18 protein-coding genes are annotated in these 18,844 nt (G+C 70.0%); 15 read left to right on the top strand and 3 right to left on the bottom strand.

Annotation, left to right across the window (positions count from 1 at the left end; translation table 11 throughout):
- Positions 1–5 precede the first annotated feature (5 nt).
- Positions 6–467 carry a deoxycytidylate deaminase gene (locus tag AC5YDA_RS13140; protein ID WP_496193084.1) on the top strand — a complete coding sequence of 154 codons (462 nt, stop codon included), beginning with the start codon at positions 6–8 and terminating at the stop codon, positions 465–467.
- A 7-nt stretch (positions 468–474) separates the two neighbouring features.
- Here the strand turns inward: AC5YDA_RS13140 and AC5YDA_RS13135 are convergent, their stop codons facing one another.
- Positions 475–714, bottom strand: coding sequence for a PLDc N-terminal domain-containing protein (locus AC5YDA_RS13135; protein WP_496193083.1), 240 nt, complete (start codon positions 712–714; stop codon positions 475–477).
- A gap of 91 nt (positions 715–805) precedes the next feature.
- Between AC5YDA_RS13135 and AC5YDA_RS13130 the strand changes: the two genes are divergently transcribed.
- The 3 genes from AC5YDA_RS13130 to murA are packed head-to-tail and all read left to right on the top strand — an operon-like array spanning position 806 to position 3,484.
- Positions 806–1,693 (top strand): 1,4-dihydroxy-2-naphthoate polyprenyltransferase, encoded by an 888-nt coding sequence (locus AC5YDA_RS13130; RefSeq protein WP_496193082.1) that lies wholly within the window; start codon positions 806–808, stop codon positions 1,691–1,693.
- On the top strand, positions 1,693–2,157 hold the full coding sequence (locus tag AC5YDA_RS13125; RefSeq protein ID WP_496193081.1) for a hypothetical protein: 465 nt from the start codon (positions 1,693–1,695) through the stop codon (positions 2,155–2,157). Before AC5YDA_RS13130 ends, AC5YDA_RS13125 begins: the two co-directional genes overlap by 1 nt.
- A gap of 19 nt (positions 2,158–2,176) precedes the next feature.
- Positions 2,177–3,484 (top strand): UDP-N-acetylglucosamine 1-carboxyvinyltransferase, encoded by a 1,308-nt coding sequence (gene murA, locus AC5YDA_RS13120; RefSeq protein WP_496193080.1) that lies wholly within the window; start codon positions 2,177–2,179, stop codon positions 3,482–3,484.
- On the opposite strand, the gene AC5YDA_RS13115 is transcribed toward murA, so the two are convergent.
- Complete coding sequence (locus AC5YDA_RS13115; protein WP_496193079.1) at positions 3,481–5,172, bottom strand: TM0106 family RecB-like putative nuclease; 1,692 nt, start codon at positions 5,170–5,172, stop codon at positions 3,481–3,483. The two genes, murA and AC5YDA_RS13115, sit on opposite strands and share 4 nt — an antisense overlap.
- A gap of 16 nt (positions 5,173–5,188) precedes the next feature.
- Positions 5,189–5,890 (bottom strand): demethylmenaquinone methyltransferase, encoded by a 702-nt coding sequence (locus AC5YDA_RS13110; RefSeq protein ID WP_496193078.1) that lies wholly within the window; start codon positions 5,888–5,890, stop codon positions 5,189–5,191.
- A 26-nt stretch (positions 5,891–5,916) separates the two neighbouring features.
- Between AC5YDA_RS13110 and AC5YDA_RS13105 the strand changes: the two genes are divergently transcribed.
- The 11 genes from AC5YDA_RS13105 to nuoH all read left to right on the top strand — a co-directional run bounded on the left by AC5YDA_RS13105 (position 5,917) and on the right by nuoH (position 18,843).
- Positions 5,917–6,612, top strand: coding sequence for an ABC transporter ATP-binding protein (locus AC5YDA_RS13105; RefSeq protein ID WP_496193077.1), 696 nt, complete (start codon positions 5,917–5,919; stop codon positions 6,610–6,612).
- Positions 6,612–8,309 carry a DUF6297 family protein gene (locus tag AC5YDA_RS13100; RefSeq protein ID WP_496193076.1) on the top strand — a complete coding sequence of 566 codons (1,698 nt, stop codon included), beginning with the start codon at positions 6,612–6,614 and terminating at the stop codon, positions 8,307–8,309. The genes AC5YDA_RS13105 and AC5YDA_RS13100 overlap by 1 nt, the downstream gene beginning before the upstream one ends.
- A 428-nt stretch (positions 8,310–8,737) precedes the next feature.
- Positions 8,738–10,024, top strand: a complete 1,287-nt coding sequence (locus AC5YDA_RS13095; protein WP_496193075.1) for a geranylgeranyl reductase family protein — start codon at positions 8,738–8,740, stop codon at positions 10,022–10,024.
- A 25-nt stretch (positions 10,025–10,049) separates the two neighbouring features.
- Complete coding sequence (locus AC5YDA_RS13090) at positions 10,050–10,409, top strand: NADH-quinone oxidoreductase subunit A (protein ID WP_496193074.1); 360 nt, start codon at positions 10,050–10,052, stop codon at positions 10,407–10,409.
- A gap of 25 nt (positions 10,410–10,434) precedes the next feature.
- Positions 10,435–10,992, top strand: a complete 558-nt coding sequence (locus tag AC5YDA_RS13085; RefSeq protein WP_496193073.1) for an NADH-quinone oxidoreductase subunit B — start codon at positions 10,435–10,437, stop codon at positions 10,990–10,992.
- Positions 10,989–11,729 (top strand): NADH-quinone oxidoreductase subunit C, encoded by a 741-nt coding sequence (locus tag AC5YDA_RS13080; protein WP_496193072.1) that lies wholly within the window; start codon positions 10,989–10,991, stop codon positions 11,727–11,729. Before AC5YDA_RS13085 ends, AC5YDA_RS13080 begins: the two co-directional genes overlap by 4 nt.
- 56 nt (positions 11,730–11,785) lie before the next feature.
- On the top strand, positions 11,786–13,066 hold the full coding sequence (locus tag AC5YDA_RS13075) for an NADH-quinone oxidoreductase subunit D (protein WP_496193108.1): 1,281 nt from the start codon (positions 11,786–11,788) through the stop codon (positions 13,064–13,066).
- 47 nt (positions 13,067–13,113) lie between these two features.
- Complete coding sequence (nuoE, locus tag AC5YDA_RS13070; RefSeq protein ID WP_496193107.1) at positions 13,114–13,803, top strand: NADH-quinone oxidoreductase subunit NuoE; 690 nt, start codon at positions 13,114–13,116, stop codon at positions 13,801–13,803.
- Positions 13,800–15,119: an NADH-quinone oxidoreductase subunit NuoF gene (nuoF, locus tag AC5YDA_RS13065; protein ID WP_496193071.1), complete on the top strand. Its 1,320-nt coding sequence runs from the start codon at positions 13,800–13,802 to the stop codon at positions 15,117–15,119. The genes nuoE and nuoF overlap by 4 nt, the downstream gene beginning before the upstream one ends.
- Positions 15,116–17,512 carry an NADH-quinone oxidoreductase subunit G gene (locus AC5YDA_RS13060; RefSeq protein WP_496193070.1) on the top strand — a complete coding sequence of 799 codons (2,397 nt, stop codon included), beginning with the start codon at positions 15,116–15,118 and terminating at the stop codon, positions 17,510–17,512. Before nuoF ends, AC5YDA_RS13060 begins: the two co-directional genes overlap by 4 nt.
- Positions 17,509–18,843 carry an NADH-quinone oxidoreductase subunit NuoH gene (gene nuoH, locus AC5YDA_RS13055; protein WP_496193069.1) on the top strand — a complete coding sequence of 445 codons (1,335 nt, stop codon included), beginning with the start codon at positions 17,509–17,511 and terminating at the stop codon, positions 18,841–18,843. The genes AC5YDA_RS13060 and nuoH overlap by 4 nt, the downstream gene beginning before the upstream one ends.
- Position 18,844 lies beyond the last annotated feature (1 nt).

Here is an 18,844-nt window from a genome sequence, read left to right as displayed (position 1 = left end):
GACAGATGGCTGAGGTGACGGATGCCGGGGCCCACGAGGTCCCGGGCTGGGACGACTACTTCCTCGGCATCGCCGACGCGGTGGCCCGACGCGCCAAGTGCACCCGGCGCAGGGTCGGTGCGGTGCTCGTCCACGAGCGGCGCATCATCGCGACCGGCTACAACGGGGCCGCTCCGGGGCGTCCGGACTGCCTGGAGGGCGCCTGCCCGCGTGGCCGCCTGGGTTACGAGGAGGTGCCGGGGCTGGGCGACTACGACCGCCCCGGGACGCCGGGGTTCTGCATCGCGATCCACGCCGAGGTGAACGCGCTGCTCTTCGCGACCCGCGACACCAAGGGGGCGACCGCCTACATCACGGATCCGCCGTGCCCGGGCTGCCGCAAGGCGCTGGCGGCGGCGGGGATCGTCCGGGCGGTGTGGCCGGGCGGCACCCACGACGCGGACGCGCTGGTCGACTGGGTCGGGTAGGGGCTGATCAGAGCTTGCGCAGGAAGTCCGGGTCGTCGTCCGGGGCGATCGGCGGGCGAGGGGCGGGCGGGAGCGGCCGACCCAGTGCGAACCAGCCCACCGGGCCGAGCACCGGCACGGCGATGATCGCGACGAACCAGAGCCAGCGCGGGAGGGTACGGGTGCGGTTGGGGTGGGCCTGCGCGGCCTCGACCAACGCGTACACCGTGACGGCGACGATGACGAGGACCAGCAGGACGCGAGGCATGCGTTCCAGTCTACCGGGACGTGCGTGCGAGGATGGTCCGGCCGGATGACCGGCGCGCAGGGCCGGGGCGCCGGCCGGAGGAGGAGACGTAGTGGCGACAGTGGCCGAATGGGTCGAGGGGGCGCGGACGCGCACCCTGCCGGCAGCGGTGGCACCCGTGGTGGTGGGAACGGCCGTCGCGATCCACGTGGGGAGCGGGGATGCGGTGCGGGCCCTGTTCGCCGCAGTGGTGGCGCTCTCCCTGCAACTGGGCGTCAACTTCGCCAACGACTACTCCGACGGCATCCGCGGCACGGACGACCAGCGGGTCGGCCCGATGCGCCTGGTCGGCTCCGGCGTGGCCACACCGAAGCAGGTGAGGACGGCCGCGTTCGCGTGCTTCGGCGCCGCGGGGGTCGCCGGGATGGCCCTGATCCTGCTCACCGAGCAGTGGTGGCTCCTGCCGATCGGCGTCATCTGCGTCCTCGCCGCCTGGTACTACACCGGCGGCGAGCGCCCCTACGGCTACGCGGGGCTCGGCGAACTGTTCGTCTTCATCTTCTTCGGGCTGGTCGCCACGATCGGCACCACCTACGTCCAGACCCTCACCTTCCCGGCGGCGGCCCTCGCCGGTGGCATCGCCACGGGCGCGCTCGCCTCCGCCATCCTGGTGGCCAACAACCTCCGCGACCGGCTCGGGGACGAAGTGGCCGGCAAGAGGACGCTGGCCGTCCGCCTGGGGGACCGCGGGACCCGCCTGTTCTACCTCGGCCTCGTTGTGCTGGGCGTCGTCGCCACCATCGCCCTCGCCGCCGGCACCACGTGGTGGGCGCTGCTGGGTCTCCTCGGCGTGGGCGTCCTCGTCCGCCCCGTGCAGGGCGTGCTGGGCGGGGCGGACGGACCTGCGTTGATCAGGGTCCTCAAGCTGACCGGCATCGCCGAGGTCCTGGTCTCGCTCGGCGTCCTGGTCGGCGTCCTGATCGGGGTGGGGCTGTCCTGATGGACCAGGAATCCGCGCGCTCGTTCACCGGCCCGATGTTCGTCGTGACCTGGCTGGTCGCGCTCGGCTGGTTCGTGCTGGGCGTGTTGTCGGTTCTGGGGTTGTCGTGGCCCGGGGGTGTGATCCTGGGCGTGCTCGGGGTCGTGGGCGGCCTGGCCACGAGCTGGCTGGCCCTGTCGCTGCGGATCCCCTACGACGACCACGGCATCACGCTGCCGCACCACGGCAGGGTGCCGTGGGCTGACGTGGACGCCGTCCAGGTGCAGCCCGGACTCCTCACCGTGCCCTACGTCGTGGTTCGGCGCGGTCGCGCACTCGACGAGGTCCCCCTGGAAGGGTTGGCCTGGTTCGGCGGTCCGGAGGGCCACGCCCGCAACCTGGCCGAGAAGGTCGCCCTGGTCGCCGACGTCGAGACCGTCACGGTCCGGGAACCTCGCGGGGGAGTGGGGCGACGCGCGGCGTGACGTGACGTAGCCTGAGGGCATGACGACCGCTTGGTCAGTGACCCCGTCCGGTCCCCTTCGGGGGGACGTGCACGTCCGCGGCTCGAAGAACGGCGTGACCAAGCACATGGTCGCCGCCCTCTTGGGTGAGGGGCCCAGCCACATCCACAACGCGCCGCAGGTCGGGGACGTGGCGATCACGCGCGACATGCTGCGCGCGCTGGGCGTGGACGTCCAGCACGACGAGGCTGACGGTGTCCTCACGATCACGCCCGGCCAGGACATCGTGGCCGAGGTGCCGCTGTCGTTCACGGGTCTGAACCGCATCCCGATCCTGCTGCTCGGCCCGCTGCTGCACCTGGCCGGCGAGGTCTTCGTGCCGCTGGTCGGTGGGGACCCGATCGGACGCCGTCCGGTCGACTTCCACATCGAGGCGCTCAGGGCGTTCGGCGCCGAGGTCGAGCAGACCCCTGAGGGCATCAGGGCCCGGGCCACCCGCCTGCGCGGGACCCGGTTCTCGCTGCCCTATCCCAGCGTCGGCGCCACCGAGACCGTCCTGCTGACCGCGGCCCTGGCCGAGGGACGGACGGTGCTGCGCAACGCCGCGACCGAGCCCGAGGTCATCGAGCTCGCCCTCTTCCTGCAGCGCATGGGTGCGCGGATCGTGCTGTCGCCGGGCCGCAAGTGGACCATCGACGGCGTGGACCGGCTCCGCGGCGCCCAGGTCCGGCTCGAGGGGGACCGCAACGAGGCATTCAGCTACCTCGTGGCCGGCCTGCTGACCGGCGGCGAGGTGCGGGTGCACGGCTGCCGGCAGGACCGCCTCATCACCGCCCTGACGACCCTGCGGGGGATGGGCGCGCAGTTCGACATCAAGGACGACTACATCACCGCCACCGCACCGGACGGCCTGCGCCCCGCCGCCGTGCAGACCGACACACACCCGGGCTTCATGACCGACTGGCAGACGCCGCTCATGGTGCTGTTCACCCAGGCCGCCGGCATGTCGGTGCTGCACGAGACCGTCTACGAGGACCGGCTGGTCTACGTTCCCGCGCTGCAGCAGATGGGCGCCGAGATCGAGCTGTTCTCGACGTGCCTGGGCGGCGAGTCCTGCCGCTTCCACGACACCAACGCGGTGCACTCGGCGGTCGTGCGCGGTGTGTCGCGCCTACGGGGCGCCGAGGTCGAGGTCCCGGACGTGCGTGCCGGGTTCTCCTCCGTCATCGCCGCCGCCATCGCCGACTCGCCGTCACGGATCGGCGGCATCCAGCACCTGGAGCGCGGCTACCACCGCCCGGCCGAGCAGTTCGCCCGCCTCGGCCTGTCCATCTCCCCGGCCGACTAGGTCTGCTCGCGCAACCAGCGCCGCAGGTGCCAGGTGGCGCGGACGTCGTCCTCGTTGTACTCCAGCACCCGGACCCGTGACATGTCGCGGACCTGTTCGTCCGGGTCACCGACCGCCTGGGCGAACCAGCGTTGGGAGTTGAGGCCGCCGGGGTCCTCGTCCCGCCAGGTGAACCCGGTGACAGCGGCGGTGACCACCTTCAGGCCCAGCCCGTTGGCGCCGAAGAAGTTCTCCCGGACCATGCCGAACAGGTCGACGAAGCCCTCGCGCGCCCAACCGGCCGCCCACGCCCCGACCTCGCCGAGGCGCGGGACCAGCTTGTGCAGTCGGACCACCTCGTAGTCGGAGTAGTGGTAGACGGCGGCGTCCCGCCCGTCCACGATCTGGCGCAGCCAGCCCAGGGCGTGCGCGGCGAGATCGGCCTCGGCGGCGTCGTCCAGGTCGGAGAAGGCCGCGAACTGGCGGCAGTAGGGCTGCCCGCGCGTCGGGTCGTCCACCCAGAAGCCCCACAGGTAGACGCGGTCGTCCGCCGAGGTCTCGATGTCGACGTCGATCTCCAGGTCGTGCCGGGGGAGGGCCAGCGGGCCCTGGGTCTGCCGCTCGAGTTCGACGCCGGCGGCCATCAGCTGGGCACGACGGTGGGCGCGGCGCAGGCGATCCTCGCTGCCGATCCGGTGGCTGGCCCGTGGCAGGTACCGCTCGAGCAGGTCGTCGAGGTCGGCGTGCGCCAGTTCGGCGACGGTGTTGATGCCCAGCCGCCGGAGCGTCCGCACCTCGTGGACGTCCAGGGGCGCCTTGGTGATGCGCAGGGACAGGTCGTCGGCGTCCAACTGGGCCTGGCAGTGTTCCTGCCAGATGCAGCCGCGGCACTCGGCGGAGATGATCGGGGTCAGCAGCCGGTCCTGACCCGACGACACCAAGGCCCTCTCGGCCAGTTCGACCCGGTAGCGGTGCTCGGCGTCGTAGCGCTCGAGTGTCGAGATGGGCGCGGCGTCCTCGGGACGCTCCAGGGTGCGCGGGTCCGGCGGGACGACCTCGGCGGCCAGGTCCAGCCACGTGATGACCTGTTCGGCCACCGAGGGGGCGTTCTCGGGGTCGACGACGATCTTGTCGACGCCGATCAGGCCGGCCCACGGCTCGGCGGCCGCGTGGCCGGCCGCCTGCAACAGGCGCCAGTAGTGGGCCACCTGCAGGGCGGCGTTGAGACGGTTCCCCCACCGGAAACGGCGCCCCGTCACCGCGACGCTGTCGTTGGGGGAACCGAGCCGGGAGACGGGCAGCGGCGTGGGGTCCGCGCCACTGGATTCCAGCACGCGGTGGAACTTCACGTGCACGGGGTGGTAGCCACCCTCGGGGCAGCGGACCAGCAGGGTCGGTCGTCCGGTGCGGTGGTTCTCCTCGTCGCTGGGCAGGAGGCCGCCGATGACCACGTCCGCCCCGTCCGCCAGAGCGGCGAGGCAGGCCTCCTCCGCCTCGGCGCGGGGCCCGTGCCGGAGTGGGCGCAGGTCTGCGATCCGCGCGGTCCCACCGGCCAGGGCCGCGAACACCGAGGCCTCGATGGCGCCGGCGTCCCGGAAGAACGGCGGGTCGGGGCGCTCCAGGCTGGGGGCGACCAGGTTCGGGGTGAACGAGTTGACGGTCTTCAGGGGGCAACTGCGCGCCGCGTAGGCGTCGAGGACGAAGCTCATGGACGGGGGCCGAGTGCTAGGCCACCGCCCGGTGCAGGGCGACGATTCCGCCGGACAGGTTCTTCCACTCGACGTGGCGCCAACCCGCCTCGCGCAGCAGGTCGGCCAGGGTCGGCTGGTCGGGCCAGGCCAGGATCGACTCGGCCAGGTAGTCGTACGCCCGCGGGTTGGACGACAGGATGCCCGACACCACCGGCAGCATCCGGACGAGGTAGCGCCGGTACACCTCGCGGAACGGCTTCCACGTCGGGGTGGAGAACTCGGCGATCACGACGACGCCGCGGGGCGCGGTCACGCGGCGCATCTCGGTCAGTGCGGCGAGGGTGTCCTCGACGTTGCGGAGGCCGTAGGAGATCGTCACGGCATCGAAGGTGTCATCGGCGAAGGGCAGTTGCAGGCCGTCGGCGTTCACGAAGCCGAGGTCGGGCTGGCGCTTCTTGCCCTCGGTCACCATGCCGAGGCTCAGGTCGACCGGGATGACGAGGGCGCCCGCGTCCGCGAAGGAGCGTGAGGAGGTGCCGGTGCCGGCCGCCAGATCGAGGATGCGCTGCCCGGGGCGCGGGTCGACCGCGCGCACCGTCTCGGCGCGCCACCGGTGGACCTGCCCCAGCGACAACAGGTCGTTCATGATGTCGTAGCGTCCCGCCACCCCGTCGAACATGGTCGCCACATCGGCACGTCGCTTGGCGAGGGTGGCGCGGGCATCGAACTTCTGCACTTGATGATCCTGCCATGCTTGGGGACATGGCGTCCCGCGCACCGGTCCTGACCGCGACCAACCTCAGCAAGTCCTATGGCCCCTCGCGCATCGTGGAGGACTTCTCGCTGACCGTCTCTGCGGGCGAGGCCGTGGCCCTCACGGGCCGCAACGGCGCCGGCAAGTCGACGATCCTCCGCATGCTCGTGGGGGCCGTTCGCCCCGACGAGGGCCGCGTCGAGTTCGACGGCCTCCGGATGAGCGAGACGAACCCCGAGATCCGCAAGGGCATGGCGTCCGTCATCGACGACCTGGACTTCTTCCCCGACCTCTCCGTCGTGGAGCACCTCGACCTGCTGGCCAGGGCCCACGGTGTCCCGGACCCGGAGGCGATCGTCGACGAGGTGCTCGCCGAGGTGCAGTTGGTCCCGCAGTCGGGTCAGTTGCCCGGCACGCTGTCGTCCGGCCAGCGTCGCCGCCTCGCCCTCGGTACGGCCTTCGTCCGCCCCCGCCGCCTGCTCGTGCTGGACGAGCCCGAGCAGCGCCTCGACGTGGAGGGTGTGGCGTGGCTCGCCGCCCGTCTGAAGGCCGAGCGCGCCCGAGGCCTCGCCGTGGTGTTCGCCTCGCACGAGCCCTACCTCGTCAAGGAGGTCGCCACCCGCATCGTCGCCGTCCAGCCGCCCGGAGGGGGCGAGGCGGACGTCACGGGCGCGGATTCCACGCTGGGTGGGGACGGCGCCTGATGGCCCGCGCACGCCGCAAGCGCACCAACAAGCCGGCCGAGCCGAAGTCGATCCCGCCGGAGCAGTTCGTCATCGACATCCCGTCCGACCCGTACGCCGAGTACGAGGCCCGGGAGTGGGACTTCGCCTGGTTGCCGGACGTCGAACCGGAGGTCGTCGACGAGAAGGCCCTCCACGACCTGGTGAAGTCGTGGCGCCACGGACGCGCGACCCGCTCGTTGGGCGAGGTCTTCTCGGACGCCTACATCGCGATCTTCAGCGTGCTGATGATCGGCGCGATGATCGTCAACGTCATCATCGGCAGCCAGACCGCTTCGGCGTCGTGTGATGCCGCCGCCTGCCTGAACGGGCGCCTGCTGGTGCCGTGGGGCATGTTCTTCGCCCTCGGCGCCCTGGTGCTGTCGTCCGCCCGGCTGTTCGGGCCGGTCCTGGCCTCGGCGGCCGAGGGGTTCTGGCTGATGGAGGCGCCGATCGGGCGCGGCCGCATCCTGCGCGGACGGCTCTGGGCGATCATCGGGGGCGCCGCGGTGGCCGCGGCGGCCGTCTCCGCAGGCGTGGCCGCCATCGCGGGGGAGTCCCCCCTCGTCGTCGCCGCGTGGGCCGCGGCGTCCGGGCTCGTCGGATCGGGACTGGTCGCGTGGGCCGCCTGGGAGCAGAGCTTCGGACGCGTACGCCCGCTCCGGGTGGCGCAGGCGCTGTTCACCGCCGTCGCCGCCCTGGTCCTGACGACGATGGTCTCCGTCGCTGCCGGCTGGATCCACGTCGAGCCGCCCTCCTGGCTGGACCGGGTGCCCTGGGTGCTGGCCGCCGTGGGCACCGTGGCCTCGGTGTTCTTCGGGGTCGCCGCCCACTGGCGCCTGGAGAACTTCGCCCGCGGACGCCTCACCAGCGGGGGCTCGTTGGTCTCGGGACTCCAGGGCGCCATGTTCGGCCTGGACCTCGGCCTGGCCCGGGACATCCTCGTGGACAGGGAGGCCATCGAACGGGGCCACGTGCGCCCCGCCCCCGGGCGCTGGAGCGGCCTCGGCGCTCTGGTGTGGCGCGACATCCAGCGGCTGATCCGTTTCCCGCGCCCGCTGCTGGGCCTGGCCGGGGCGGTCCTGGTGCCGTACGCCTCGGACGCGATCGGGTTGGCGCTGCTCACGCCCTTCGTGTCGGCGGTGGCGCTGATGTTCGCGCTGATCCCGACGCTGGGTGCCCTCCGGGTGCTCTCCCGGTCGACGGGACTCGCCCGTACGTTGCCGTTCTCGACGGCCGACCTCCGCAGCGCGAGCTTCGTGGTGCCGGCGATCCTGGCGGCGATCTGGACGATCGGGGCCGTCCCGGCGTTCCTGGGCGCCACGGGTGGACTGCCCCGGACCCCGGGCGACGCAGTGCTCGTGACCGTCGCGTGCGGGCTGGCGGGCCTGTTGGGCGCCGTCCGGTGGCAGACCGCCAAGCCGGTGAACTTCGCCGTACCGATGATGTCCACCGGGGCCGGTGCCGTTCCCCCCACCCTGATCTTCAACCTGATCCGGGGCTTCGACGTCGCGGCGCTGGTCGTCGCGCCGATCCTGCTGAACGTCGCACCACTGTGGTCCATCGGCATCGGTGCCGCGTTGCTGTTCATCCTGCGGGTGGGCTTCAACCTGGAGGAGATGCAGGAGCAGGCCAAGGAGCAGCAGAAGCAGTTGGAGTCCGAGCGTTCGCGTCGCTGACGGCTGGTGCCCGGTGCTGGTGTTCGGTGCTGGTGCCGAGGCCGGGTGGGAGCCCCGACACTCAGGTCTGCCACACCTGAGCGCGTGGCGAACCCGCCCAGGTGTGGCAGACCGACGCGTGGGTCGCGGCGGTTGAGCGGGGTCGGCCCGTGGCGGCGGACGGGTCCCCAAGGGAACACCGCCCGGGGGAGCCGGAACCGGCCCTCTCCGGCCGATGGCCCCGCGCGAGTCCTACAGGACGTAGGGGTTGGCCCCCGAATGGCACCCGAAAGACATTTTCGTCACGGAAACCTTGCCTATTGAATCGCCAAAACATTGTCCTGACAAGCAGTTTCACGCCTGCTGGACCGAAATGGCACTTAGCGGATTCGTTCCCTAGACTGACCGGGTGATGGGCGCCGCCGGGTGCCGGTGAGGGGTGTGATTCGATGGCCGAGGAGCGCGCAGCGCAGCCGGTGGTCGAATCGGACGTCATCGTCGTCGGTGCTGGCCCGGGCGGGTCCACCGCCGCGAAGTGGTTGGCCGACAAGGGCCTCGCGGTGACGCTGCTGGAGAAGTCCACCTTCCCGCGCGACAAGGTGTGTGGTGATGGCCTCACGCCGCGTGCGACCAAGCAGCTCATCCGTCTGGGTGTCGACGTGTCCGAGGAAGCCGGCTGGATCCACAACCGGGGCCTGCGCACGTACGGGGGACGCAAGGAACCCTTCGAGTTCTGGTGGCCCGAACTGTCCCAGTTCCCGAACTACGGGCTCACCCGTGCGCGGTCCGAGTTCGACCACCTGCTCGCCCAGTTGGCGGTGACCGCCGGCGCCACGCTGCACCAGAACGCCAACGTCTCCGAGCCGATCATCGACCCCCACAGCGACCGCATCGTGGGCGTCCGCACCAAGGATGGCGCCGAGTACCGCGCTCCCATCACCATCGCGGCTGACGGCAACTCCAGCCGCCTGGCCATCGCGATGGGCCTGGAGAAGAACCGCAAGCGGCCCATGGGGGTCGCGGCGCGCGCGTACTTCAAGAGCCCCGTCCGCACCGACGACCCGTTCATGGAGAGCTGGCTGGAGTTGTGGGACGGCAAGCCCGGGGAGTCCAATCTCCTGCCGGGCTACGGCTGGATCTTCGCCATGGGTGACGGGACGGTGAACGTCGGCCTCGGCACGGTGAGCAGTTCGGCCGCCAGCCAGAAGATGAACTTCCGCGACCTGATGTGGAAGTGGCTGGCGAACACGCCCGAGGAGTGGGGCCTCACCAAGGAGAACATGGTGGGCAGCATCGGTTCCGCCGCGCTCCCCATGAGCTTCAACCGCAAGCCCGCCTACCACCGGGGCCTGGTCCTGGTCGGGGACGCCGCGGGCATGGTCAGCCCCTTCAACGGTGAGGGCATCCCCTACGCCATGGAGGCCGCCGACTTCGCCGCCGACGCGATCGCGGACGCCAAGGCCCGCGGCTTCGGCACGCCTCAGGCGGAGCGTGCGCTGGAGGGGTACCGCACCCGTCTGGAATCCGAGTGGGGCGGCTACTACCGCCTCGGACAGATCTTCGTGTCCCTGATCGAGCGTCCGGAGATCATGCGCCTCTGCACGCGATACGGTTTGCCAAGACCGACACTGATGAAGTTCACGATGAAACTCCTTGCCCACCTGTACGACACCACTGATGGTGACTGGATGGACAAGACCATCACAGCGTTGACGAAGGCGGTGCCGTCCGCATGACGCTCCGCCAGAAGGGAAGGGTGCGATGAGCCCCTACGTTCCGATTCTCGGGGTGCTGTTCTTCTCAGCCATCCTGTTGGCCGTGATGATCGTGGCCTCTCTGGTCATCGGCCCGAAACGCTACAACAAGGTCAAGTACATGCCGTACGAGTGCGGCATCGACCCGACGCCCAAGGCGGCGGGCGGAGGGCGCTTCCCGGTGAAGTACTACATCACCGCGATGATGTTCCTCGTCTTCGACATCGAGATCGCCTTCCTCTACCCCTGGGTTGTGGCGTTCGACCAGCTGAGCATGTTCGTCGTGCTCTCCATGATCGTGTTCCTCGTGCTGCTCGGCTTCGCGTACTACTACGAGTACAAGCGCGGCGGCATGGAGTGGGACTGAACCCGGTAGGAAAGGGAATCTGAAAATGGGTATCGAAGACGCACTCCCCGAGTCGGGAATCCTGACCACCACGATCGAGGGCATCGCCGGCTGGATGCGCCGCGCCTCGATCATGCCTGCGACGTTCGGCCTCGCCTGCTGCGCCATCGAGATGATGGCCTTCGGTTGTGCGCGTTACGACGCCGACCGCTGGGGTCAGGTCGCGTTCCGCGCCTCGCCGCGCCACGCCGACCTGCTCATCATCTCCGGGCGTGTGAGCCAGAAGATGGCCCCCGTCATGCGCCAGGTGTACGACCAGATGCCTGGCCCGAAGTGGGTCATGGCGATGGGCGTGTGCGCCAGCTCGGGCGGCATGTTCAACAACTACGCCATCGTCCAGGGCGGTGACCACATCGTCCCCGTCGACGTGTACGTCCCCGGCTGCCCGCCGCGTCCGGACATGTTCATCGACGGCATGTTCAAGCTGCGTGAGATCGTCATGCGCGACCCCATGGGTGCCCACCGGGCCAAGGTCCTGGAGGACCTGGAGGAGCTCCAGCTCGCTGCGACCCCGACCATCGAGATGAAGGGCCTCATGCGATGAGCGAGGACAAGAAGCTCCCGGGTGAGGAGAAGACCATCGACACCCGTGTCACCGGTCAGGACTCCGCGCCCGCGGCCGGTCTCGAGCGTGAGGACGCCCAGCCCTCCCCGCTCGTGACCCGCGCCGGCATGTGGTCGGACGGCACCCCGGACACCTCCGGCTACGGCGGCATCGTCCGCGCGTACCTGCCGCACCAGGTCACCGAGCGCCCGCTCGCCGATGACCAGGAGCGGATGGTCGTCCGCCTCGAGCAGCTCGTCGAGGGGGCCGTCTCGCACGTCCTGTTCGACCGTGGCGAGCTGACGATCTTCGTGCCGCGAGAGAAGCTGGCCGAGGTCGCGAAGGCGATGCGCGACGACGCACACCTGCGCTTCGAGGGCTGCATGAGCGTCTCCGGCGTGCACTACCCGACGGACACCGGCGCCGAGTTGCACGTCGTCTACCACCTGCTCTCCTACACGCACAACCGTCGCGTGCGCCTGGAGGTCACCGCACCGGAATCGGACCCGCACATCCCCAGCGTCGTCGCGACCTACCCGGCCGCCGACTGGCACGAGCGCGAGGCGTGGGACATGTTCGGCGTCATCTTCGACGGGCACCCGGCCCTCACCCGCATCCTGATGCCGGATGACTGGGTCGGACACCCCCAGCGGAAGGACTACCCCCTCGGCGGCATCCCCGTCGAGTACAAGGGCGCCGTTGTGCCGCCCCCGGACCAGCGGAGGAACTACCGGTGAGCCAGGAACACGACTACTACGCGCAGGGCTCCGAGGAGGCGACCGGCACGGTCTACATGCCCATGGGCGGAGACTGGGCCGACATCGCCCAGGAGCAGGCCGAGCGCGGTGACGAGACCCTCGTCATCAACATGGGCCCGCAGCACCCGGCGACCCACGGCGTCCTCCGCCTGATCCTGGAGACCGAGGGCGAGACGGTGAAGAGCATCCGTCCCGGCATCGGCTTCCTGCACACGGGCATCGAGAAGAACATGGAGTTCCGCAACTGGGCCCAGGGCTCGACGTTCGTGACCCGCATGGACTACGTCGCCCCGATCTTCAACGAGATGGCCTACTGCCTCTCGGTCGAGCGGCTGCTCGACATCGAGGACAGGATCCCCGAGCGCGCCACCCAGATCCGCGTGCTCATGATGGAGCTCAACCGCATCAGCAACCACCTGGTCGCCATCGGCACCACGGGCAACGAGCTGGGCGCCACCTCCGTCATGATGGCCGGGTTCCGTGAGCGCGAGATGATCCTCGACTTCTTCGAGGCCGTCACGGGCGTCCGCATGAACCACGCCTACATCCGCCCCGGCGGCGTCGCCGTGGACCTGCCGGAGAACGCCATCGCCCAGCTGCGCGACCTGATCGCCTGGCTGGAGAAGCACATCCCGGAGATCTCGCAGCTCGTCGAGCAGAACCCGATCTTCAAGGGCCGCACCGTCAACGTCGGCGTCCAGGACCTGTCGGCCTGCATGGCGCTCGGCGTCACCGGGCCGCTCCTGCGCTCGGCCGGCTACGGATGGGACCTGCGCAAGGCCCAGCCCTACTGCGGTTACGAGACCTACGACTTCGACATCCCGGTCGAGGACACCGCCGACTGCTACGGACGCTTCCTCATCCGCTACAAGGAGATGTGGGAGTCGCTGAAGATCGTGAAGCAGGTCGCGGACCGCCTCGAGGCGTCCATCGGCCAGCCGGTCATGTACACCGACGCGAAGATCAGCACGCCCGCCGACCTCAAGGTCGGGCCGGACGGCCAGGGCAACAGCCACGAGCACATCAAGCACATCATGGGCGAGTCCATGGAGGCGCTGATCCACCACTTCAAGGTCGTCACCGAGGGCTTCCGCGTCCCGCCCGGTCAGGCGTACGTGCCGATCGAGGGCCCCAAGGGCGAGATCGGGTGCCACGTGGTCTCCGACGGTGGCACCCGTCCGTACCGCGCCCACATGCGCGACCCAGGGTTCAACCACCTCCAGTCCATCCCGTTGCAGTGCGAGGGCGGCATGATCTCCGACGTGATCATGGCCCTGGCTTCGATCGACCCCGTCATGGGAGGTGTTGACCGGTGAGCGGTCACGAGTTCCAGAGCTGGTTCCCCGACTCGGGATCGGTCGACATGACCGACGAGTCGACCAACATCGATGAGCAGACGCTGTCGGAGCTGCGCGAGTTGGCGGGCCGCTACCCGCAGCCGCGCTCGGCCCTGATCCCGATGCTGCACCTGGTGCAGTCGGTGGACGGCCGCGTCTCCCCCCGCGGCATCGAGGCCTGCGCCGACATCCTGGGCATCTCGACCGCCCAGGTCACCGGCGTGGCGACCTTCTACACGATGTACAAGCGGCGTCCGGCCGGCCACCACCACGTGGGTGTCTGCACCACGGCGCTGTGCGCGGTCATGGGCGGTGACGCCCTGCTCGACCACGTCTCCGACAAGCTCGGCATCGGCGAGGGCGAGACCACCGCCGACGGCACGTTCAGCCTCGAGCGACTCGAGTGCAACGCGGCCTGCGACTTCGCGCCGGTCATGATGGTCAACTGGGAGTTCATGGACAACATGGATCCCGACAAGGCCGACCAGCTGCTGGACGACCTGGCCGCGGGCAAGGCCGTCCAGTCCACCCGCGGTGCGACCCTGACCAGCTGGAAGGAGGCCGAGCGCGTGATCGCCGGCTTCCCCGACGGCCGGGCCGACGAGGGCCCCACCGCCGGCAGCGCCTCGCTGGTCGGCCTGAACATCGCCAAGGAGCGCGGTTGGGCGGCGCCTCAGCAGACCGCGGCCGCGACGAACCAGGAGGAGCAGAAGTGACCGACGTGCTCACCCCGGTCCTGTCGGCCAGCTGGGCCGACGATCGCGCCTGGAAGCTCGCCAACTACGAGCGCACCGGTGGCTACAAGGGCCTGAAGAAGGCCCTGGCCATGGAGCCGGACGCGGTCATCGGTGAGGTCAAGGAGTCCGGCCTCCGCGGACGCGGTGGCGCCGGCTTCCCGACCGGCATGAAGTGGAGCTTCGTCCCGCAGGACAACCCGAACCCGAAGTACCTCGTCGTCAACGCCGACGAGTCGGAGCCGGGCACCTGCAAGGACATCCCCCTGATGATGGCCAACCCGCACGTGCTCGTGGAGGGCGTGGCGATCGCGTCGTACGCGATCCGCTCCAACTTCGCGTTCATCTACGTGCGCGGCGAGGTCCTGCACGTGATCCGCCGCCTGCAGCAGGCCGTCCGCGAGGCGTACTCGGCCGGCTACCTCGGCAAGAACGTCCTCGGCACGGGCTACGACCTCGACGTCATCGTCCACGCCGGCGCCGGTGCCTACATCTGCGGTGAGGAGACGGCGCTGCTCGACTCGCTCGAGGGGCGCCGCGGCCAGCCACGCCTCCGCCCGCCGTTCCCCGCCGTGGCCGGCCTGTACGCCAGCCCGACGGTGGTCAACAACGTCGAGTCGATCGCCTCGGTGCCCGCCATCATCAACAAGGGCGCGTCGTGGTTCTCGTCGATGGGGACCGAGAAGAGCAAGGGCCACGGCATCTTCTCCCTCTCGGGCCACGTCGCGAACCCGGGCCAGTTCGAGGCCCCCATGGGCATCACGCTGCGCCAGCTCATCGACCTGGCCGGTGGCATGCGCAACGGCCACGAGCTGAAGTTCTTCACCCCGGGCGGGTCGTCCACGCAGATCCTGACCCAGGACGCGCTGGACATGCCGCTGGACTTCGAGGCGGTCGCCGCCGCGGGTTCGCTCCTCGGCACCCGCGCCCTGCAGATCTTCGACGAGACCACCTCGGTGGTTCGGACGACGCTGCGCTGGATCGAGTTCTACAAGCACGAGTCCTGTGGCAAGTGCACCCCGTGCCGCGAGGGCAACTGGTGGCTGGTGCAGATGCTGCGCAAGTTCGAGGCCGGCCAGGCCCAGGAGGGCGACATCGAGAAGATGCTCGACGTGGCCGAGAACATCGGTGGTCGCTCGTTCTGCGCACTCGCCGACGGCGCCGTCGCGTGCGTCACCTCGGCGGTCAAGGAGTTCCGTTCCGAGTTCGAGGCCGGCTACCACACGCCGGCGTGGGAGCTGTTCCCGTACGGCAAGAGCGCCCTGTTCCCGGTCAAGCAGGCAGGAGGCCACGCATGAGCGTCGACGCCAAGGCCGGCGCCGTCGAGAAGTCGGACCTGATCTCGGTCTTCATCGACGGCACCGAGGTGCAGGTGCCGAAGGGCACGCTGGCCATCCGTGCGGCCGAGATGATCGGTATCGACATTCCACGGTTCTGTGACCATCCGCTGCTCGAGCCCATGGGTGCCTGCCGCCAGTGCATGGTCGAGGTGCCCGACATGGGCAACGGGCGCGGCATGCCCAAGCCCCAGGCGTCCTGCACGCTCGAGGTCGCCCCGAACATGCAGATCAAGACGCAGGTCAGCTCGCCCGTCGCCGGCAAGGCGCAGAAGGGCATGCTCGAGTTCCTGCTGATCAACCACCCGCTCGACTGCCCGATCTGCGACAAGGGCGGCGAGTGCCCCCTGCAGAACCAGGCGATGAGCCACGGCCACGCCGAGTCCCGCTACGACGGCGTGAAGCGCACGTTCCCCAAGCCGGTGTCCGTGTCGGCGCAGATCCTGCTGGATCGCGAGCGCTGCGTGCTGTGTGCGCGCTGCACCCGGTTCTCCGAGCAGATCTCCGGCGACCCGTTCATCGCGCTGGTCGAGCGCGGTGCGCTGCAGCAGGTCGGCACCTACGAGACCGACCCGTACGACAGCTACTTCTCCGGCAACGTCGTCCAGATCTGCCCGGTGGGCGCCCTGACCAGCGCCGACTACCGCTTCCAGGCCCGTCCGTTCGACCTCGTGTCCACGCCGGTCACCTGCGAGGTCTGCGCGGCCGGCTGCCAGCTGCGTTCGGACCACCGCCACTACCAGGTCAAGCGCCGACTCGCCGGCAACGCCCCCGAGGTCAACGAGGAGTGGAACTGCGACCGCGGTCGCTTCGCCTTCCGCTCCGGCCACGGCGGCGACCGCCTGCGCGGTCCGCTCGTCCGTGAGGGCGACGCGCTGCGTCCGGCGTCCTGGCCCGAGGCGATCGACGTGGCCGTCGCCGGGCTGAAGGCCGCCGGCACCGACGTGGGTGTTCTCACCGGTGGTCGCCTGACCCTGGAGAACGCCTACGGCTACGCCAAGTTCGCCCGCGCGGTGCTCGGCACCAACAACGTGGACTTCCGCGCCCGCCAGCACACGGTGGAGGAGGGTGACTTCCTCGCCCACGCCGTGGCCGGCCGGACCGTCGGGGAGGGTGTCACCTACGCCGACCTCGAGAACGCCAAGCAGGTCATCCTCGTGGCCTTCGAGGCGGAGGAGGAGAGCCCCATCGTCTTCCTGCGACTCCGCAAGGCGGTCCGCAAGAAGAAGCTGAAGGTCCTGACCGTCGCGCCGTACCTGTCCAACGGTGCCGCCAAGCTCGGCGCCGTCCTGGTCCCGACCGTGCCCGGCACGGAGGCCGAGGTCGTCTCCAAGCTCGACGCCGACGCCGACACGATCGTCCTCGTGGGTGAGCGTGCCGCCGGTGCGCTCGGCACCCTGACCGCAGCCGTCGACCTTGCCGGTCGCACGGGTGCGCGCCTCGCCTGGATCCCGCGCCGCGCCGGCGACCGTGGCGCCATCGAGGCCGGCTGCCTGCCGAACCTCCTGCCGGGCGGTCGCTCCGTGGCGGACGCCGCGGCTCGCGTCGACCTGCAGGCTGCCTGGGGCGTCCCGTCGTTGCCGTCCCAGCCCGGACTCGACCTCGGTGCCATGCTGCACGCCGCAGCCGGCGGTGACCTGAAGGCCCTGGTGGTCGCGGGCGTCCAGCTCACCGACCTGCCGGACGCGGTCATCGCACGGGAGGCGCTGGAGAAGGTCGGCTTCCTCCTCAGCCTGGAGAGCCGCATCAGCGAGGTCACTGAGCGCGCGAACGTCGTCCTGCCGATCGACCTGATCGAGGACCAGTCCGGCACGTTCCTGAACTGGGAGCACCGCGAGGGGCGCGTCAACCGCGTCAACAAGCAGACCCCCAGCCCGATGACCGACCTCCGTGCGCTCGCCATGCTGGCGGACGCGCTGGGCGCGGACCTCGGCGTCCGGACGATCAAGAGTGCCAAGGCCGAGCTCACCGAGCTGGGCGCTTGGGAGGGGGAGCGTCCGGCTGCCCCGCGCGAGGACTTCCAGGTCGTCGGCGAAGGCGAGGGCCTCGTCCTGGCCTCCTGGCGCCAGCTCATCGACGGCTCCGCCGCGAACGACGGCGCGACCGCGCTGCTGGCCACGGCCAAGCCGGTCGTCGCGCGCGTCAGCCCGACCACGGCGTCCGACCTCGGCCTGACCGAGGGGGACACCGTGACCGTGGCGAGCGCCGGCGGTTCCACCGACCTCACGTTGTTCGTCGAGGATTCCATGGTCGACGGGGTCGTCTGGATCCCGGGCAACCGCCGTGGCGAGGGGCTCGGCGAGCTCCGCGTCGCCGCGGGCGAGTACGTCACTGTCACCGGAGGTGCGGCATGACCCCAGAACCGTTCGTCATGAACGATCCGTGGTGGATCGTGTTGATCAAGGCCGTGGGCATCGTCCTGCTGGTCCTGACCTGGCAGATCATCAATGTGTGGTTCGAGCGCCGCGTGCTGGGCAAGATGCAGCAGCGCAAGGGCCCCATCATGAACGGTCCGTTCGGCCTCGGCCAGACCGTCGGTGACGGCCTGAAGTTCCTCCTGAAGGAGGACTTCGCCCCCGGCATGGTCGACAAGGTGCTCTACACCCTCGCTCCGCTGCTCGCCGGCGTGTCGGCCTTCACCGCCTGGTCGGTCATCCCGCTGGGCGGGCAGGTCACCATGTTCGGTGTGGAGACCCGCCTGCAGGTCGCCGACCTGCCGGTCTCGGCGCTGGTCCTGCTGGCCGCGGCGTCCACCGCCGTCTACGGCTTCGTGCTGGCCGGTTACTCCTCGCAGTCCCCGTACTCGCTGCTCGGCTCGATGCGTGCCAGCGCCCAGATGATCTCCTACGAGATCTCGATGGGCCTGAGCTACGTGGCCGTCTTCCTGTACGCCGGCTCCATGTCGACGGGCTCGATCGTCGAGGCGCAGGGCCAGGCCCTGTTCGGCGCCAACCCGCTCGGCCTGCAGCAGTGGTACTGGCTGCTGCTCCTGCCCTCCTTCGCGATCTACGTGATCTCGATGCTGGGTGAGTCCAACCGTGTGCCGTTCGACCTCCCCGAGTGCGAGTCGGAGCTGGTGTCGGGTCACATCACCGAGTACACCGGCTTCCGATACGCGATCTTCTACCTCACCGAGTACATCAACATGACGACGCTATCGGCGATCGTCGTGACCCTGTTCATGGGTGGCTACAAGGCCATCTGGCCGCTGGGCCTCATCATCCCGGACACCGGCTACTGGGGCCTGCTCTGGTTCCTCCTCAAGGTCCAGGCGTTCATCTTCTTCTTCGTCTGGGTCCGTGCCTCGCTCCCGCGCTTCCGGTACGACCAGTTCATGGGCCTGGGCTGGAAGTGGCTGATCCCGATCTCGCTCGGCTGGGTCATGGTCATCGCGCTCCTGCGCGGCCTGACCAACCACGGCCTGCTGCAGGGCCCGGTCCTGTGGATCCTCATCGGGGTGGTCGTGCTCGCGCTCCTCGCCGTGCTGTTCCTGGGTGGCGACGAGAAGAAGGACCAGGGGGAACCCCTCGAGTTGGTCGCCTTCGACGCCTTCGCGGGCGGGTACCCCGTCCCGCCGCTGCCGGGCCAGACCCTGCCGGAGTTCGCCGACGTGGTCGCGGGCTCCAGCACCGACACCGACCAGGCCGCCTCCGCGGCGTCCGATGACGACAGGAAGGACGCGTAAC

The organism is Propioniciclava sp. LT294 (genome assembly GCF_059516005.1).
This window is presented reverse-complemented; position numbering and strand designations above follow the sequence as displayed.

Excerpts from the sequence above, each read along its gene's own strand:
- AC5YDA_RS13140 (WP_496193084.1), top strand. The coding sequence starts at position 6 with ATGGCTGAGGTGACGGATGCCGGGGCCCACGAGGTCCCGGGCTGGGAC.
- AC5YDA_RS13135 (WP_496193083.1), bottom strand. The coding sequence starts at position 714 with ATGCCTCGCGTCCTGCTGGTCCTCGTCATCGTCGCCGTCACGGTGTAC.
- AC5YDA_RS13125 (WP_496193081.1), top strand. The coding sequence starts at position 1,693 with ATGGACCAGGAATCCGCGCGCTCGTTCACCGGCCCGATGTTCGTCGTG.
- murA (WP_496193080.1), top strand. The coding sequence starts at position 2,177 with ATGACGACCGCTTGGTCAGTGACCCCGTCCGGTCCCCTTCGGGGGGAC.
- AC5YDA_RS13115 (WP_496193079.1), bottom strand. The coding sequence starts at position 5,172 with ATGAGCTTCGTCCTCGACGCCTACGCGGCGCGCAGTTGCCCCCTGAAG.
- AC5YDA_RS13105 (WP_496193077.1), top strand. The coding sequence starts at position 5,917 with ATGGCGTCCCGCGCACCGGTCCTGACCGCGACCAACCTCAGCAAGTCC.
- AC5YDA_RS13100 (WP_496193076.1), top strand. The coding sequence starts at position 6,612 with ATGGCCCGCGCACGCCGCAAGCGCACCAACAAGCCGGCCGAGCCGAAG.
- AC5YDA_RS13095 (WP_496193075.1), top strand. The coding sequence starts at position 8,738 with ATGGCCGAGGAGCGCGCAGCGCAGCCGGTGGTCGAATCGGACGTCATC.
- AC5YDA_RS13090 (WP_496193074.1), top strand. The coding sequence starts at position 10,050 with ATGAGCCCCTACGTTCCGATTCTCGGGGTGCTGTTCTTCTCAGCCATC.
- AC5YDA_RS13085 (WP_496193073.1), top strand. The coding sequence starts at position 10,435 with ATGGGTATCGAAGACGCACTCCCCGAGTCGGGAATCCTGACCACCACG.
- AC5YDA_RS13080 (WP_496193072.1), top strand. The coding sequence starts at position 10,989 with ATGAGCGAGGACAAGAAGCTCCCGGGTGAGGAGAAGACCATCGACACC.
- AC5YDA_RS13075 (WP_496193108.1), top strand. The coding sequence starts at position 11,786 with ATGCCCATGGGCGGAGACTGGGCCGACATCGCCCAGGAGCAGGCCGAG.
- nuoE (WP_496193107.1), top strand. The coding sequence starts at position 13,114 with ATGACCGACGAGTCGACCAACATCGATGAGCAGACGCTGTCGGAGCTG.
- AC5YDA_RS13060 (WP_496193070.1), top strand. The coding sequence starts at position 15,116 with ATGAGCGTCGACGCCAAGGCCGGCGCCGTCGAGAAGTCGGACCTGATC.
- nuoH (WP_496193069.1), top strand. The coding sequence starts at position 17,509 with ATGACCCCAGAACCGTTCGTCATGAACGATCCGTGGTGGATCGTGTTG.